This is a genomic window from Candidatus Bathyarchaeia archaeon, assembly GCA_035935655.1.
Lineage (GTDB): Archaea > Thermoproteota > Bathyarchaeia > 40CM-2-53-6 > 40CM-2-53-6 > 40CM-2-53-6.
Window position 1 is genome coordinate 48,740 of the sequence record DASYWW010000015.1, and the last position, 17,180, is coordinate 65,919.

Consider the following 17,180-nt stretch of genomic DNA (forward strand, 5'->3'; position numbering starts at 1 on the left):
CGCGTTTCACCGTACGCCGGTCGCGAACACTACTGGTGCTGTGAAATTCACCTGGTGACCATCGTAGTATTTGCTCCATGCCCGGGAAATCTCCTGACCTGCGGTTTTTCTCTGTTCGGGGGTTAAGGTCTTGATCGTTTTGCGGAAGAATATCGCTCCGTCATGTACCATTTCCCATGCTTGTTCTGGAGAGCCTCGAAATGGGAACGAGATGTTCCTCGCCTCCTGGTGGACCTGTTTGAAGCCAGCTTGACTCAGTGCTCGAGACAGTTTTCCGGGTTCTGAGAAAGATGATGGGAGAGAGATCGCAGGATCTGGCGCTGATGATTTTGAATATTTCATCAGGACCTCGAGGACGATTGTCTTGCGAGGATCTCCTTCTGAGGGTCCCCACGCCACAAGTGCGACGCGACCGTTTGGCTTGAGCACTCTGCGCATCTCAGTCAGTGCCCGCTGAACATTTCGCGCGTACATTATGCCGAAACGGCAAGTAACAATGTCGAATGTCTCATCCGGAAGCTGTTGGTTTTCCATGTCCACCTCCTGGAAACTAATGTTTGAGAGTCCCTCATCGACCGCCTTCTCCTTCGCCACCGCCAATAGTTTAGAGGAGAGGTCGGTTGCGGTTACATGCCCAGTAGGTCCTACGACTCTTGCAATGTCTAGAGCAGGAGACCCACTTCCACTTGCAAGATCCAACACGTTCCCTCCAGGCCTAATCCGGGCAAGTCTGATCAGCGCCTCATTCGTGGCTCTACCCGAAATCTCGCCTTGCACTCTCCACTTGCGTGCTGCAGCGACACCATCATCCCATTCTAGAGGGGGCTCTACGTTCGACGAATCAGTACTAGACATTACTGGGCCCGGCCTTCATTCCGAACTAAAAGCTTGGGCCCCCCGTTGAGAGTCCATGAGCAAACACGAATCCCCCTCTTCTCCTTTCCAAAGAATGGCGGCTTTTCTCTTGGTGTCCTTTTTCGGTGCTGAGAGCAGGCTTGTTCCCAGCCCTGCGCAGGGAGAACCGCTTTCCTCAACACCATGGACTCCGATACCTTAGGGAAGCCAGAATGTTTGTAGCTTATGATTCCTAGCTCGGTTCATAGATGGGCCCTTAAACTAATACACTGGCGGGCGGTCGCTCACTCCTCGTCCCGACCTTGTGACTTGAACGCAGGTCCAGTCTAGCGAAGCGAGTCCCCAGGATAGACCGAACCGCTGGTCGAATCGTTCTCAGACCCGCTGTGGTCAGGTACCGAGACTATTCCCAGGAATTGTTGCTGATTATTCCCGGCATTCCTACCCTGATCATAGTTCGATGCAAACAGAACGTACGCCTTCCCCTCAGCCAAGGCCAATCCAAAATAGTCTCCAATGAAAGTCTCACTTCCCCTCGGTCCACCAGGACGGGGAAGCTGGCGAGTGGTCGATCCAGGATTCTGTGGATCCCAAGTTGCATGAGACACGCGAACGTTCGAGCCCAAAGACTCCAAACCCCGAGGACCGTCCTTGTAGAACTGGATCGAGGTGTTTATGCAGAAATTGGCTCTGCCAAAGTCAGCTGTCAAGATGTTCGGGTCCCCTGACGGGCATTGTAGTCTTCGATCGTAGAATGTCACCGCTACGATCCCATCAGGAGATGCGGCAATAGTAGGCTGGAACTGGTCAGTACCATCGTCTACGGTGGAAGCATCGTTGACAGAAACCGGACCAGACCAGGATCCGCCACCGTCACGGGACTCTGTAAGCTGAACGTCCAAACCCTTGCCGCCGTCAACCTCCATGGCAACGAACAGATGACCACTAGCCGGGTCAACCGCAAAGTTGTCAGGAAGACCATCACGGAAGGTAGTGTTTGGAAGGACGAACGTTGTCAAGGCCAGGAACGAGGCAGCGAGTCGGGGGGAGGTGAAGGTCACTCCCCCGTCCCGGGAACTCAGAACCCAGACATGAGTCAGTGAAGAGTTGGGATCAGGGAAACTGGAGTATGAAGAGTAAAGAGTTCCATCGGGTCCGGTTCCAAGAAACACAAACGTGTTGTTAGGCCCGTCAGGTGTGTCGCTGCTGATAATAATTGGAGTTGTGAAATGCTCTCCCTTGTCACTGGAGACGCTGAACCAGATCTCAGCATTCCCAAGGCTGTCGATTACTGTCCATCCAACATAGACACGGTCTCGGAACGGGCTGTGGGGATTGGAGTCTACCGCGATCCACTGCTTGTCCGGAGTCACATCGCTAGTGGGAAAGAATGCGAGAGGAAGTCCCTGGTTGGCTAGGTTCCAGTGGAATCCTCCATCGGTCGACCTTACAACGCTAACCTCGGCAGCCGGACAACAATTAGCCGCGTCCCCCGTGGAGTTGTACTTCAGGTTGAAGGCTAGAACCGCCGAGTACAACGCACCGTTCGAGTCAAACGCCACAACGGGATCAGTCGTGTCCGACCAGCCGTTTCGAGGAGCCGAACGACAGTCGAAACCTTGAATGATAGTGTTCTTCCATGACCTTCCTCCATCCCTAGAAACCATTGCGCCATTGTGGAAGAGGTAGTATTGTGGGTTAGAGAAGAACTTCGAAACTCCAACTAGGTGGTTGTGGTCTGTCGGATCGATGACTATCCATGACTCGCTGTGATGATTGTTGTAGGCGGCATTTCGGATGCACTCTTCGCTCGTATCAAATGCGCCTCCCCTGACAGGGAAAGTTGTCTGGATGTTCACAATCCCTGCGTTGGTTTTCTCGTATGTTGAGGCTCTAGCTGGGGGATAGGCAAGAAGTTGCATGGAGAATAGAGCGAGGATGATAAGGACCGTGGTTCTAGAAACAGCCTTCACGGCGAATCTTGCGAGGATTATTACTCGGTGCTTATTCTCTCTATCGGTTCAGGTCTCGGCATTTCAAATAAGATGAAGAAAAATTGACACAAGGCCCTGAAGGATGTTTCACCTAAGCTGGGATTCGGACTAGAGACGTTCCCTTCTAAGCGCGATGCAAAAGACGAGGCCGAGCAGGCCGAAAGCGATGGGGAATACCCAGCCATTGAAGAAGACGAGGCCAAGCAGAAAACCGAGCGTGCAGAGGAAGCCTCCGGAGAGTCCGACGATGCTTTTTGTCAGTGAAATATTTCTCTCTTCGAAATTCCCTGAAAGCCCGAACCTCCAGAGAAGAATCCCGATGGCCAAAAGGGACCCGCCGAAAGCTCCCCAGAAAGCTATACCCCCAAAAAGAATACCGATGAGCGGCAGGGTGAACGGGTAGGTCAGGATCAATCCCCATAAAACATACTTGCCAACAGCCCGCACCAGTTCGAAGACGCGGTCTCGACGTCCAAACCTGCCCGACGTAACGTAGGTGCTGGCGTCGACCTCCCAGAACCTTTTCTTCCTGTCGGGCTCTGACGAATCTGGCATGCGAGGATCCATACTTGCTGAAGCGTAACATTTCTGTCTATCGTAACGTCGATCCTCGGTTGTGAGAAATCGCATCGGCCAAAGGTTCCGAGCTCGGGGCAAGCGAACCCGAACTCCGGGTTCACCTCAACTAGCAATCTGAAGTGAAACCTGCCGGGCTCGTCACCGCCGTGTAGGTGTAGTCATTACAGTTCTAGTCTTGGAGAAGAGAAAGCGAAAACAACAATAGCCAAACCGCGGGTTACAAAGTGGTACTTGGCTCTCATGCTGGTGACGGTTTTTCTGCAGATTGCCTGGTTTTGATCCAGACGATCATTCTGTCAACCCGCTCCTCAAATCCTCCTTGAGGACTGACCAAATTCATGATCAGCTTCATTATCAGTTCATTTTTAATGTAGCCATAGTTCTGTCATGAGCTTGGACAGATAGCGCTGAGGAGTGAAGTCCCTTGGAAACTAAGAAGGTGCTAGTCACAGGCGGAGCCGGATTCATGGGCTCCTGGCTAGTCGACAGTCTCATCGACGCGGGACACGATGTTGTAAGCGCTGACAACCTCCTAGGCGGGAAAAAAGAGAACGTCAACCCTGACTGCAAGTTCGTCAAAGCCGACCTCGTCAAAAGACAGGAGGTAAAGCCTCTCGTCAAAGGCGTCGACATCATATTCCACCTCGCAGCATACGCCGCCGAGGGCCAATCGATTTTCTCCCCAATCTCGATAAACGAGATCAACCTAATCCCGATGAACAATCTCCTTGTCGAAGCCGTCAACAACAACATCGAACGCTTCATCTTCACCTCCTGTCACGACTGCAAGACAAGACTGGTCACGAAGAAAGGCATCAAGACACTTGACGAAATCGATCCCTCGGATACGATCTTCACGCTCAACCCAGGGACAGGATTCCTGGAAGAGGCAGAAATCAACAGAATCCTCTCCTACGATTACAAAGGGGAAATGGTGTCGATCCTGGGCCGAAGGGTGGACTCCCTTGTCACGCCAAATCATAGGGTCCTCTATGTTCAAAGCGCAACGCGAAATCCACGGTTGGGGTACGTCGAGGCAAGACAGGTCTTAGAGAGGCATACTCTGCGCCTGCCGCTGGCGAATGGATGGAATGGAACACCGATGCCAGACCACTATGAATTCCACAACCCATCGTTCCATTGGAATGCCGAGAATAGATCAACAAGGATAGCGACCGAGGATCTGTTCTACCTCATCGGGCTCTTCATAGCGGACGGTGTAGCTGACGAAATAGACAATCATGCACGAGTTACAGGGCTTTCCGCGAGGGAATACGTCGAGACCCCCCGTGACTCCCATGGGCGCTTTCAGGCCCTAGTCGCTGCCACAGAATCCGGCCAAGCGACGGTCACGTACGAGAGGCTGAGCCGGATTAGATTCTGCGTTCCGAAGGAAGACAAGGCACGAACTAGGCTAGAATCAACTCTCGGCCGAAACGGAATTCATTTCTCATCTTACGCGAATGGAAATGACAAGAACGGAATCATCCAGTTCCATCACCAACCGTTGTACGAACTCTTTAGGGAATGCGGTCACAACGCAAAAGAGAAGCGGATACCTGGTTGGATGCTTCAAGCTGAAGCCAAATGTCTAAGCGCACTCTTTGAGGGCGTAATGGACGGAGATGGTGACAAGACCCACAGATATCTGACTACAGTGTCCTCTCCTCTCGTAAGAGACTTTGCCGAACTTTCATTCAAACTCGGTCTTGCGGTACATGTTCAGGAAGACGAAGGCTCCGAGACGCGTTTGCGAGATGGGCGACACATACGCGGTGGAAGAACATTTCACATCTCTGTCTCCGAGACGAGACCCTTTCTGACCAGGGATAATTTTCACGAAACAGATTACGAGGGAAAAGTCTGGTGTCTTGAAACCGACAACGGAAACTTTCTAGTCGAGCGGAACGGAACCTTCTTCTTTTCAGGCAACTCGATGGCTGTTTACGGGGACCAGACTCCGCCATTCGACGAGAGCTTACCGAGGAGGCCTGAGGACCCTTACGGCGCCGCCAAGTCCTACTGTGAAAACGTGCTTGAGATATTCGCGCGCATACATGGGTTCGAGCACGTCATCATCCGTCCACACAATGTGTACGGCGCGCGACAGAATGTCGCTGACCCGTATCGTAACGTGTTGGGAATATGGATCAACAGAATCCTGCGACGAAAGCCCCCGATCATATATGGAGACGGGGAACAATCCAGAGCGTTCAGCTACATTGAAGATGTAACACCCGCGATCGCAAACGCCGGATTCACGCCCAAGGCAAAAGGCCAGATCATCAATGTTGGAAGCGACGAGGCCGTCAGTATCCGCAAGGCCTGCGGCTTGCTCTTGCAAGTAATGGGATCCGAGTTCAAGCCAACTTTCCAAGACGCGCGTCCTGGAGAAGTGAAACACGCATTCTGCACGATTCAGAAATCTATTGACCTTCTCGGATATGAGACCCAGCACAGTCTGAAAGACGGTCTCACAAAGATGGTTGCATGGGCGAGACATGTGGGACCCCAACAGCCAACCTACACCCTGCCGCTCGAGATTACAAGGGGAGCGCCTAAGGTGTGGGTTGAGAGATCTATGTGACTTGGCTCTTCACCTATCATGTCTCCGTCGTCGTTGAAAGAGACAACAGCGAAAACAGACATCGTTTCCTGCGGATGTTCTCTTGATTTGCTGAGAGTAGTCTTGTTCCCAGACCCACAGCAGGGACGACCACTTTCCTCAACAGTACAGAACCCCCTCCCCGAGAACCGGCGTAAGTGTTTTCACAGTTTATTATTACTAGCTCGATTCTGTTGTGCCCAAGTCCCACCCGAGAATCAGAACGATTACGCGCCCAATCGGAACTAGGGATCGCGAATTGGATCTGCTGGACAAGGTATGTAGCTCGATAGAGCAGGCATGACCTAGATTGACGAAGCCGCCCAGCGCTAGACCCGTCTATAGACCCAAGATGTTAAATCTGTATCGGACAAAAACCGGCCGTTTATGAAAATACAGTTTTCAATATTAATGACAACCATCTTCCTCATCGCAGTCATTGCTTTCCCAGTCCGAACGATAACTCCCTCAGCGAATACTCCTCACCAGTTAGCCCTGTCCCAGTTGACTGTCCAACAGCAGAGACTTTTGAGCGGCTTATCCCAAGCTTTGCTGAGCGACCACGGTGACAACGGAGACAACAGTGGTGGAGGGCAAGGAAACAATTACACTCCCACCAACCAGAACGGTTGCGGCTCTCCAAACTATGGGAACAATATCAAGGTAAACCAAGATTGTACTAGAATCAACGGCGGAAGCCCGCAGAACGAGCCCGGCATAGCTATTGACAAGTTCAATCCACAACACGTCGTAGCCTCTTACAACGACTATCGCCGTGGAGACGGCACCTGCGGAACCTCGTACAGCCTCGACGGTGGACAGACATGGAAGGACTCGACAGTCGCCAACAACAATGTTCCGGGCGCACCATACGGCGCGCCTCCTTTTGGCCGCGAATATTTCCAGGCGAGCGGAGACACCTCGGTAGCCTGGGACACCAGGGGCAATGCCTATGTGGCATGCCAGGAATTTGACCGGCCCTTTACCACCAACAGCAACGACACTAGCAGCGGAATATACGTCTACAGATCAACACAGAATAACGGGGGATCATGGAACTACCTTCCAAACTTCGTAGCCGCAAACCCCGATTTTGCAAACGAAGCAAGCCTCCTCGACAAGCCATACATGACAGTCGACAACAATGTTAACAGCCCGTTCCGAGACCGCGTCTACGTCAGCTGGACACTCTTCGCCGCAGACGGAACCGCAAAGATCTATGAGGCATACTCCGCTAGCTATGGACAGACATGGAGCAGCTCAGTCCTCGTAACAACAACCAGCTCCTACTGTCCGAATTCCGTCTCTACACCAGGTACCTGCGACGCTAACCAAGACTCGCAGCCATTTGTCGCCTCTGACGGAACCCTCTATATCGTCTTCAACAACTACAACAACGCGCTCAGCTCGGCAACCGACAATCGGAACCAGATATTGATAGCGAAATCCACCACCGGCGGCGCCAGCTTCAGCCCACTAGTCAAAGTCTCAGACTTTTTCGATCTGCCAGACTGCGCAACTTACCAGAACGGACAAGACTTCGGCCGAGCATGCATACCTGAAAAGGGCTCACAGCAAAACTCTGTCTTCCGAGCAGTAAACTACCCAAGCGGCTCCGCTAACCCGACAGACCCGAACGCGATCACGGTCACCTTCGGCTCCTACATCAACGTACACTCGAACGAGGCTAACGGATGCGTCCCGAACTCGTTCAGCTCCTCCACAGGCCAGAACCTCTTCACAGGAGTCAAAACACCCGGAGCATGCAACAACGACATTCTGATCAGCGTCTCAACCAACGCAGGAGCAAGCTTCACAGGCACAACAACCGACCCACGAGCACTCGCAACCGTAACCCAAACCACCGGACAGGCAACCACCGATCAGTGGTGGGAATGGGCCTCCTACAACAATAACGGCAGACTCTTCGTCTCCTACTATGACCGTCAATACGGCAATGACGAGTCTAACGGTCAAATGGACATTAGCGTCTCTGGCTCAATTGACCTTGTACACTTCAGTTCCGTGCGAGTATCCTCATCGTCAATGCCGTTATCAACCCAGTTCAGAAACGGACGAGGCAACAGTCTCTTCTTCGGCGACTACGCTGGGCTGTCCGCAGTCAATGCACCGATCCCCATCTGGGCCGACACACGGAACTTCCAACCGTTCCTCTGTCCAGGCACGGCAACACCCGGCAACCCACCGCAACTCTGCAGCGTCCAATTCAACACAACCGTAAGCAACGATCAAGACATCTACGTATCGGTCAACCTACAAAACATACAATAATTGAAAGGGGGTCCGAAAACTCTCCTTTCAACCCCTATTTTTCCTGAAATCCAAACACAGTCGATCATATCGAGGTCTTTTCTACAATGTCACAATATCGCACTCACACACTTTCACGCCTTCAGACCGTTCCCTTACTTGTTGTTGCAGGCGTTTGTTTCGAGCTGGACGATTCAGATCTGGAGAGCTAGGCTGGTGTGCGGGATGGGAAAACTTCGTCAAACTTGGGCAAGGGTCTTGATTGCGCCCGCCGCTTGCGTCTCCTGTCTATGAAGAGGGCTAATGCTATTGCGACTGGGATGATTACGACGATTGCGAATGAGTAGGGTGGGTTCAGCCAGAAGAGTATAAGAGTGCTGTCACGGCTATAGGCGGAAACCTGCGCATTCTGATTAGTTGAGCCGGACCCCCCGAGGAACACCCCCCCCCCCCGGTCCAACCGCGATTGTCTGCGCCATTGAAGCAAGCTGGTCAGGCAGTTCAAGTTTCCATGCCTGATTCAGGTTGGAATCATACTTCATCGTAAACGCTGCCTCGCTTGACTGTCCAAACAAGTAGACCCCTGATGCGTCCGAGGCGATGGAGGATCCGAAAACCTCCAGGCCGATGGGGGTAAAACTAACGGCCTTGACTAAACCCCCGTCGAGACCGTACTTCCGAACGAAACCTAAAGTTGACCATTGTGTCGAGCCGGTAACATAGACAGCCTGTCCACCTCCTGAGACGCCGGTAGACTCGTCAATCCCCGCTATGCCCGCGAACTCGTCCGTCCTAACTGGGTTCCCATTTTCATCGTACGCTACCATGAAACCATCACTTGTTCCATGAAGGGTTTGACCGGGCAGATTTTCCACGACCCATCCAACAAGATAGACACCGGACGATCCGGCATAGACTGCCTTGACTACGCCTGACGAGTTCGCGAACGTGTGACTCCAGACGAGGGTCCCCCTAGAATCGTATTTCTCGACAAACATTCTGCTGGGATTGTTCTGTTGTGCAGTGCCTGCGACGTAGACTCCTCCGGTTCCAGCTGATATCGCTGCCGGCGTCGAATTTGCGTGCGGCACGAGAATCGTCCACATCCTTTGGCCCTGGAGGTCAAACTTGATAATCTGGGTGCCCCCCTTTGCGGCAGCCGTAAAGTACAGTCCGTCCGTTCCCACAGTTATCGCAGGCCTGTTGGGCGTGTAATTGGTCGAGAGAGAAGAGTCTCCAAAAAACTCGGTCCAAGCCTGATGCCCGGTCTGGTCATACGCCCTCAGGAAGAACTCTGACGCAGGAGGCCCAGAGACAGTTGGGACAGACGCGGCATATCCCGTTGCAAACAGTCCTGTAGTCGAAGCTGCCACCGATGTTACCATGTTTGCTTGCCCACCCCCAAACTGGTCTGTCCACAAGGGCACGGGCTTCCAAGCCACGCCACCCGAGAGAGCAGCACCCACTATGCCCAAGAGCAGGAACGGCACGAGCCCCATCAGGACAATCAAACCGATCGGGCCTAGGTTACTCATCTCATGACTAGTTGGGGTCTAAGACAGATATTGTTTCCTCCAAGGACATCTCTACCAGACGCAGTGATAAAGCGTTACGACGAAAGCAGGGAAATGGCACAGGTATCTATTCGACCACTGACTTGTTTGCCGGCTTCATGCCGCGATAGAGTCTGAGCGCCTCGGTCAGCCGCCTGATCGATTCTTGAGTATAGGGCTCGCATTGAAACATAATGTGCTGCACGCCGAGGTCTGCATAACCGCGCATCGCTTCTGCGATCTCCTCAACTGTGCCGGTTAGGGGATTGTCGATATTGTCGAAGAAGCTCGGTCTCTTCGGCTGTAGATCAGGGAACCAGAGCGCGATGAACGCTGTGACCCCGAGCGTCTGGGGGTCGCGCCTGACCTCGCGACACGCCGCCTCGATCTTAGCGAACCGCCCGGTCATGGTTTCAGGCTTACCCATGTAGCCGGTGTTCCAGAGGTCAGCATACCCTGCTGTCAATTTGAGCAAACGTGGACCCTCGCCTCCCACCAGCAACGGCGGCCCGTCTGACCGCGGACCACGCGGCACGATTTCGCAGTTACGCGCCTCGTAATACCGTCCCGCGAAATCGACATGCCCCTCACGCAGCAGCGGCTTGAGAATCTGCAAAGCTTCTTCGAACCGATCCACGCGATGATCGAAGGGCAACCCGAACGCTTGATACTCCGGCTCGTTCCAGCCCGCGCCAACCCCGAGAATCAATCTCCCGTGACTCACCTCGTCTAGGGTCGTCGCCATTTTCGCTAGTATCGCGGGGTTACGGAAGGAATTGCACGTCACTAGCGTGCCTAGCTCTACGCGCCGTGTCGCCTCTGCCAATGCCGCCAGCATGGTCCAGCATTCCCAGATTCCCCGGGTCGGCTGACCAGGATATCGATAGAAGAGATGGTCAGGGAGCCAGATGCTGTCGAAGCCATCCTTCTCCGCTTGCCGCGCGACCGCACGAATCGAGTCATAAGTACGCTTGGAGTAGTTTTCGCGGTCGTTCGCGATAAAGACCAGAAGCCCAATCTTCACTGCTTGTTCACGCGCCTCTCTCCTACAATATCGAGTATCTCTCAGAGTGAATAGTGAAACTAATCAAAGCTTACCTCTACGAGAAATCGGTTAACGGACAAGAGACGCTCCCCGTATTCCCAGATTCTATATATCCCACGATCTGACGGCGATCGGGACCGTCACTTTGAACCGGCCATCCCTCGTCCATCTCCTAGTTTCGATCCTCTTTCTCGCCCTCTTGTCGCCATTCTTTCTCTCCGTTTATGCAACGCCCCCTTACACCGTTGGCATCGCCGAGGGTCAGTGGGCCATCTACGCTCCAGTCAACGTGACCTATCATGAAATCGGTGTGCAAAATCATCCTGAACCCGAGTCCATCAAGGACCTGAACCTAACAGACCATATCACAGCAACCGTCCAACACCTCTACTCCCCAAAAAACGTCACAATACAATCAGTCTCGACCTACAAGAACTCCACAACCCGGACCATATTCTATAACGGCGACGTGTCAACCGGAAATGGAAATCTGACCTTCGGACTCATCGCGGGAGGATTATCAGCTGGGGACCATATATGGACCGGAGCCTATTCCGTGTATACCCCAACGATAAACCAGACCATCCTAATGTCGTATCTCGGCTTAACGAGACCGGTGAATATTCTCAATTTTACACAGCGACCCTACGGGAACCTAGTCGTCAATCTCGTCTACGTCTGGGACCAGGCGAGTGGGATAACTCTCGAATCCAAGATTCTAGCTGTCCTCCATAATTCAAGCGGCGACGGCGCATACCTGCAGTATACTGATGTCAAGATCCAATCCACAAACATCTTCTCCAACCCGAGCACTCCAGACTTCGCACTCACCGTAGCAAGTCCTCCCTCCGTAGCGAGCGGCGTCATAGCCACTTTCACGATAACGATAGCACCGTTCAACGGGTTCACCGACACAGTTACCTTAACCGACACTGTTCCCGCGGGTCTATCCTGCGACACGATCAGTCCCAATACAATATCAGGCTCGAGAGTAGTATACTTGAGCTGCTATTCAGCACTCCGCGGCACCTACAACGTAACTATAACGGGATCCAGCGGCCTCAATACCCACACCAGGACAGCGACGATCAAGGTGACTGCTGCTCCAAGTCAGACACCACCTGCCCCTGCAACGATCCTAGGACTGGCACCAACAATATTCTTCGCGATAATCGCGGTCATACTCGCCATTGCAGGAACCGGCGGCCATCTAATCCTGAGATCCAGATCACAAACGAGACAAACAGCCACTAACTAGATTTTCCCAAAGATCCAGGCGCCGAGAAACCCCTGAACCGCCAGAGACTAAGACCCTCTTTCCCTGAAACGGAATATGATCAATGGACTCCTTGATCTCTTCTATGTATTCCTCGATCATCGCGTCCATCAATTCTAGCACGAGACCTATCTTATCCCTAGACTAGGATACCTGTTCGTGCGAATAGTATTTGTGCAATGAGCTTCGAGCCTGCACTCATTTATCTTGGTCATCCTAACCATAGCGTAACCAAGTTACCGGGCAGGAACTCCATTGTTCAAATACCAACGAAAGCGCCTGACTAATTCAAGAGAGAACGATGAGCTGCTGCGACTATTGCGACGAAGGATGCGCCTGCGAATGCTGCACAATAGAGGGACCTCGGGCCGAACAAGGAAAGCGATGACCACCATTGCTTAGTCCCGAGAGCGATCAAGAGAAAGGAGAGGTATCTCCGTTTTATTGCGATCTTTCAGCCCTAGACCAGGAACAGAGAAAACGACACAGCATCCTGGCAAAGGATCTATTCCCGACGCACCTCGAAATCAAAGAACTACCCGACGGCTATGGAATCCGGTTTCCGAACAAACCCCTTCTTTTCAAAGGATTATCGGAGTGGGCTACTCTGGAGCAACTCTGCTGCCCATTCCTAACACTCACCCTAGAGCTGCAACGTGATCACGGACCCATATGGTTGAAGGCAACAGGACAAAACGGCGTCAAGGATTTCCTTCGAGCAGAACTCGGGATCTAGTCGAGACCTACAGTCAGTGCATGCCAAGGACGCAGAGCCAGATCCGAAAACTGGAGCCCTTCCAATTCAGTTGGAGGGCTCTTGGGAATAGTGTTTGTGCGATAGGTTCTGTGCCTGCCAGTATAGGTCAGGTGAGCCTATGTCCAGCCAGATCTCATCTGATTCCACTTTTGTCGTGTACACATTGAGGTTCCAGTCGACCATCTGCTGAATCCCATCGGTCAGTTGCAGCTCGCCTGCGAACCCTGCCTGCGTCGCCTCCAAGGCCGTGAAAATATTCGAATCAAACACATACACAGGCATAATCGCCAGTTTCGACGCCGGCTTCGACGGCTTCTCAACCAGCCTCTTCACCCTCACAAGCCCACTCTCAACCATCTCACCCTCTACAATCCCAAACCGCTTCGGATCGTCAACCTCCATCGAGAGAAAGAGAGCGTTGGCCTTGGACCCCTCACTCATCCGCATCACTCTCCGCAAGTGATCCGCGTTTCTAGAAATGAAATGACTATCCCCCGCATGTACCATGAACTTATCCGATCCAGCAAACGATTTCGCCTTCAACACCGCATCGCCAAAACCCCGCGGCTCAGGCTGGTTAACCCAAGAAACAGTAGAGCCCTCGATCATCTTGTAGAAATTCTCCAGATCCGCTGCGGGACCATCTTTCCCCTTGCTGTCAAGCATGGAGACGAAAGAGAGATCAGGAGTAAAGTGGTCCTCTATAGCTCTCTTCCCCCTTCCCACAATAAAGCAGAACTCTCTGAAGCCAACCTGGTACAATTGCTCGAAGACAAGTTGTACTATCGGTTTCAGGCAAAGGTCTCCATTTTTTCCTTTGGCGAAGACCGGTAGCATTTCTTTCGGTTGCTCTTTCGTTACTGATAAGAGTCTTGTTCCCAGCCCCGCAGCAGGGATAACCGCCTTCTTCAACAACTATAGAATCCGCTACCTTGAGAGAGAGTGGAGTTGTTTAGAGCTTATAATTACTAGCTCCGATAGCAGAGGATATTCGAGTAATACAGAAACGGAACCGGCCTTCCTTTGATCAGTAGAACGAGGAACGACCGTGATTCCGAGGGTTTATTCGAGAGATCTGCCATTATCATGGGTAGTATGTTGGGGTCCCGTGTTGCGAAGCGAGCCTTTGAGGATCTTCGTCCGTATCTTTGGCCGATCGTTGCTATTCTGACAATATCGCTGCTAGCTGTGCCAATAACCCTCATTGTTCCTCTGCCCATCAAACTCCTAGTTGACAGTGTTCTCGGATCTCAGCCGTTGCCCGGATATCTCACGGTCTTTACAGGATCCCAAGTTTCCAAGAGTATCGCGTTAGGGCTAGCGATCAGTCTACTCATGGGAACCGCAGTTGTCACATACCTCCAGAACCTGTTGAACGTCTGGTACAGCAACAAGATCGGAAACCGGATGACACTCGACGTCCGAGCTCGCCTATTCCGACAGATGCAACGCCTATCCATCGCCTACCACGACACCATGGGCGCTGCTGACTCAGCTTACCGTACACTCAACGATGCCCCAATGCTTCGGTCGTTCGGAATCGACAGCGTCATCCCACTCACAACTTCCATCCTGACTCTCGCCGCAATGATCCTTGTCATGGTCTACCTCGACTGGCAGCTCGCCCTAGTAGCGCTGCTAGTATCTCCCCTGATGTTCCTCCTTACATTCGTATTCCGGCCGCGAATCCGTGCCGGATGGCGAAAGTACCGAGCCTCAGAGAGCGCTGCCATGGCAGTGGCACAAGAGAGCCTGGGCGCCTCCAGACTCGTCAAATCGTATGGTCAGGAAGAACGAAAAAACCAGCAGCTAATCTCACACTACGACGCAAGTCAGACCGCAGCCCTCAAAGTACAAGTAGACAGCGCAGTCTACAGCCTACTCGTCGGAATCGTAACAGCAGCCGGTCTGGCCGCTGTCCTCTACATAGGAATCGGCCACGTACAAGCAGGCATACTGACCCTTGGCAGCCTTCTGGTCGTGAACTACTATGTGACCCAGCTCTACACCCCCCTCCGAAACGTAGGCCAGTCAATACTCGACATCCAAATGTCATTGACGGGAGTCGAGAGGTATCGTGCTGTTCTCGACGAAAAACCCGACGTCCCCGAATCACCAAACGCGCTCCCCCTAGCCAGAGCCAAGGGCAAGATCGCCTTTCAGAAAGTCTCTTTCGAATACACGAAAGGCCACCCAGTACTCCAAGATGTATCATTCGAGCTACCAGCAGCCAATTGTCTTGGCGTAGTCGGTCCGACCGGCTCAGGCAAGACCACGCTCTCAACCCTCCTCCTACGCCTCTTTGACCCCACCCGAGGCGTAATAACTTTGGACGATGTCGATCTGAAAGACTACAAGCTCGCCGACCTCCGAAACCAATATGCAGTCGTCCACCAGGAGACAGTACTTTTTTCGACGAGCGTAGCCGAGAACATTCGCTTCGCCCGCCCCAATGCATCGATGGGGGAAATTATCGCAGCAGCAACTGCAGCGAAAGCGCACGAGTTCATTACAGGTCTACCAAACGGATATGACACGTTGGTCGGCGATCGAGGAATGAAGCTCTCCGGCGGAGAGCGTCAGCGCATATCACTGGCCCGCGCATTTCTAAAGAACGCACCCATCCTCATACTCGACGAGCCCACCAGCTCACTAGATGTTCATACCGAATCCGCGATTCTCGAGACGATTCAGGAGCTGATGAAGGGCAGGACGACCATGATGATCGCGCACCGCGCAAGCACATTGAGAAACTGTAACATGATTCTCGTGATAGAGGAAGGCAGAGTAGCTCAGATGACAGATGAAGTAGAGTCGATAATCTCTGGCATGCAGGCTACAACTGTACAATCCTGATCCATAGTCAGTCGTCTCGGGATTTGAGCACTCTCGATACGTGATCGGTCTTAGGCATCGATAGCTCCGAGGGTTTCGAGTACATGATTCAGGATGGTTGTTGCGGACGGTGGGCTCAAGTTCGACAGCACGACTATCGTGTGGTCTCCGTTCGGCTCGAATCGGAACTCAGCGTTGACGCCAGGCGCTCCACCTCCATTGCCGACGAAGCGTCGTCTCCCAACGACTTGTTCGCGAAGCGCGTACCCATGCTTGGGCCGCTCTGCGCCTGAAAAAGTACCGTTTAGGAGATGATCGGTCATACCTTGGCCGAGAAGCTTACCTGTTGTTAGCCCCTGCGCAAACGCCACAAGGTCTGCCACCGTTGAATAGCCCCCGCCAGCGGGGTTCCCACGATCCAGCAGCCTCGTGTTTTCGTTCATCTCAGATGTTCCTGATGCCGCTGGGACACGCTCTCGAGACATAGCTGGGAGCCCGTCCGGCCCAACCGACACATACCCAGTTGCAACACCTTCTGTACGACCTTGCTCGAATCCCGTCTGTAACATGCCGGCCGGATCGTAGATGTGTGCTCTCACATATTTTTCGTAAGGCGTTCCGGTCACCATTTCGATGAGGCGTCCGAGCAAAACATATCCGGAATTATTGTACTCCTGACGAGTGCCAGGCTCGAATAGCAGTGGCTTGGAGGCGAAAACCTGAACCAGATCATCGAGAGTAGAGATACTAGATCGCTCGCGCACGTAGTCCGGGCTCATGTATTCCGGAAGACCCGCTCGATGCGTCAGCAGATAGTGGAGTGTGATTTTCTGTGCAGCGTCACGATTCGGATAGTCAGGTAGATAATTCGCAATCGGCGCGTCGAAATTCAACTGTCCAGCCTCCACGAGCTGTGCGATGGCAATGGAAGTGAATGTTTTGTTGATGGACCCAATGTTGAATCGTGTGTCGATTGTGTTTGAAACATTCCGAGCACGATTGGCGAGGCCAACCGCCTGCTGGAAGACAGCTCTAACCCCTTGGGTAACCGTCACGACCCCTGAAAAGAAGCCTGTCGCGTATTGTTGATTCAACATTGCGCTAATGGACCCATCGTCCACTGTATTCGATTTCTTCGCCAGCGTTGCCCAGTCCTACTCGGCTAACTGGAGGGTTTCTTGCCCCGGCTCTTCTGTAGGAATGGAATGTCCACTTTCAGCTCCCCTTTTCCCACGAAAAAGGGTCCATCCCCTTGTCTCGAGAACACCATGATACCTCCCGGCTGAATTCCGAGAAGCTCTAGAATCCTCTTCGGGATGGTCGTCCTTCCCCGTTCGTCAATGTGAACCGCCAGCAGTACCTTCTTCTCCTTCAAACACCCAATTACCCCACCACCCACATTGGGTAATC

General features: G+C 52.8%; 13 protein-coding genes. 5 read left to right on the top strand and 8 right to left on the bottom strand.

Going from position 1 to position 17,180, the window contains the following annotated elements; all coding sequences use genetic code 11:
* Positions 1–6: 6 nt before the first annotated feature.
* From VGS11_03490 to VGS11_03500, 3 genes are all read right to left on the bottom strand, one after another.
* Entirely contained in the window at positions 7–855 is an 849-nt protein-coding gene (locus VGS11_03490; protein HEV2119160.1) for a class I SAM-dependent methyltransferase, read from the bottom strand.
* Positions 856–1,181: 326 nt separating this feature from the next.
* Positions 1,182–2,828, bottom strand: coding sequence for a sialidase family protein (locus tag VGS11_03495; protein HEV2119161.1), 1,647 nt, complete (start codon positions 2,826–2,828; stop codon positions 1,182–1,184).
* Between the two features lie 129 nt (positions 2,829–2,957).
* Positions 2,958–3,404, bottom strand: coding sequence for a hypothetical protein (locus VGS11_03500; GenBank protein HEV2119162.1), 447 nt, complete (start codon positions 3,402–3,404; stop codon positions 2,958–2,960).
* A gap of 448 nt (positions 3,405–3,852) precedes the next feature.
* On the opposite strand from VGS11_03500, the gene VGS11_03505 reads away from it, so the two are divergent.
* Together VGS11_03505 and VGS11_03510 are read left to right on the top strand one after the other, a co-directional pair.
* Positions 3,853–6,015, top strand: a complete 2,163-nt coding sequence (locus tag VGS11_03505; GenBank protein ID HEV2119163.1) for an NAD-dependent epimerase/dehydratase family protein — start codon at positions 3,853–3,855, stop codon at positions 6,013–6,015.
* A 429-nt stretch (positions 6,016–6,444) separates the two neighbouring features.
* A complete protein-coding gene (locus VGS11_03510; GenBank protein HEV2119164.1) occupies positions 6,445–8,325 on the top strand; it encodes an exo-alpha-sialidase in 1,881 nt (626 codons plus the stop codon).
* Between the two features lie 392 nt (positions 8,326–8,717).
* On the opposite strand, the gene VGS11_03515 is transcribed toward VGS11_03510, so the two are convergent.
* Together VGS11_03515 and VGS11_03520 are read right to left on the bottom strand one after the other, a co-directional pair.
* Positions 8,718–9,839, bottom strand: a complete 1,122-nt coding sequence (locus tag VGS11_03515) for a hypothetical protein (GenBank protein HEV2119165.1) — start codon at positions 9,837–9,839, stop codon at positions 8,718–8,720.
* 106 nt (positions 9,840–9,945) lie between these two features.
* Positions 9,946–10,881: an LLM class flavin-dependent oxidoreductase gene (locus VGS11_03520; GenBank protein ID HEV2119166.1), complete on the bottom strand. Its 936-nt coding sequence runs from the start codon at positions 10,879–10,881 to the stop codon at positions 9,946–9,948.
* A 166-nt stretch (positions 10,882–11,047) separates the two neighbouring features.
* On the opposite strand from VGS11_03520, the gene VGS11_03525 reads away from it, so the two are divergent.
* Entirely contained in the window at positions 11,048–12,160 is a 1,113-nt protein-coding gene (locus tag VGS11_03525; GenBank protein ID HEV2119167.1) for a hypothetical protein, read from the top strand.
* A 412-nt stretch (positions 12,161–12,572) separates the two neighbouring features.
* Positions 12,573–12,914: a hypothetical protein gene (locus tag VGS11_03530; protein ID HEV2119168.1), complete on the top strand. Its 342-nt coding sequence runs from the start codon at positions 12,573–12,575 to the stop codon at positions 12,912–12,914.
* A 66-nt stretch (positions 12,915–12,980) separates the two neighbouring features.
* On the opposite strand, the gene VGS11_03535 is transcribed toward VGS11_03530, so the two are convergent.
* Positions 12,981–13,847 carry a sugar phosphate nucleotidyltransferase gene (locus VGS11_03535; GenBank protein ID HEV2119169.1) on the bottom strand — a complete coding sequence of 289 codons (867 nt, stop codon included), beginning with the start codon at positions 13,845–13,847 and terminating at the stop codon, positions 12,981–12,983.
* A gap of 174 nt (positions 13,848–14,021) precedes the next feature.
* Between VGS11_03535 and VGS11_03540 the strand changes: the two genes are divergently transcribed.
* Complete coding sequence (locus VGS11_03540; protein HEV2119170.1) at positions 14,022–15,791, top strand: ABC transporter ATP-binding protein; 1,770 nt, start codon at positions 14,022–14,024, stop codon at positions 15,789–15,791.
* Positions 15,792–15,841: 50 nt separating this feature from the next.
* On the opposite strand, the gene VGS11_03545 is transcribed toward VGS11_03540, so the two are convergent.
* Together VGS11_03545 and VGS11_03550 are read right to left on the bottom strand one after the other, a co-directional pair.
* Positions 15,842–16,891, bottom strand: a complete 1,050-nt coding sequence (locus tag VGS11_03545; protein ID HEV2119171.1) for a serine hydrolase domain-containing protein — start codon at positions 16,889–16,891, stop codon at positions 15,842–15,844.
* Positions 16,892–16,932: 41 nt separating this feature from the next.
* The gene (locus VGS11_03550; GenBank protein ID HEV2119172.1) at positions 16,933–17,145 is read right to left on the bottom strand and encodes an AbrB/MazE/SpoVT family DNA-binding domain-containing protein; all 213 of its coding nucleotides are present in this window, start codon (positions 17,143–17,145) and stop codon (positions 16,933–16,935) included.
* Between the last annotated feature and the right edge of the window lie 35 nt (positions 17,146–17,180).

Bases quoted from the DNA above. Each gene is read 5' to 3' on its own strand.
- VGS11_03500 (HEV2119162.1), bottom strand. From the start codon at position 3,404: ATGCCAGATTCGTCAGAGCCCGACAGGAAGAAAAGGTTCTGGGAGGTC.
- VGS11_03515 (HEV2119165.1), bottom strand. From the start codon at position 9,839: ATGAGTAACCTAGGCCCGATCGGTTTGATTGTCCTGATGGGGCTCGTG.
- VGS11_03540 (HEV2119170.1), top strand. From the start codon at position 14,022: ATGGGTAGTATGTTGGGGTCCCGTGTTGCGAAGCGAGCCTTTGAGGAT.
- VGS11_03510 (HEV2119164.1), top strand. From the start codon at position 6,445: ATGACAACCATCTTCCTCATCGCAGTCATTGCTTTCCCAGTCCGAACG.
- VGS11_03490 (HEV2119160.1), bottom strand. From the start codon at position 855: ATGTCTAGTACTGATTCGTCGAACGTAGAGCCCCCTCTAGAATGGGAT.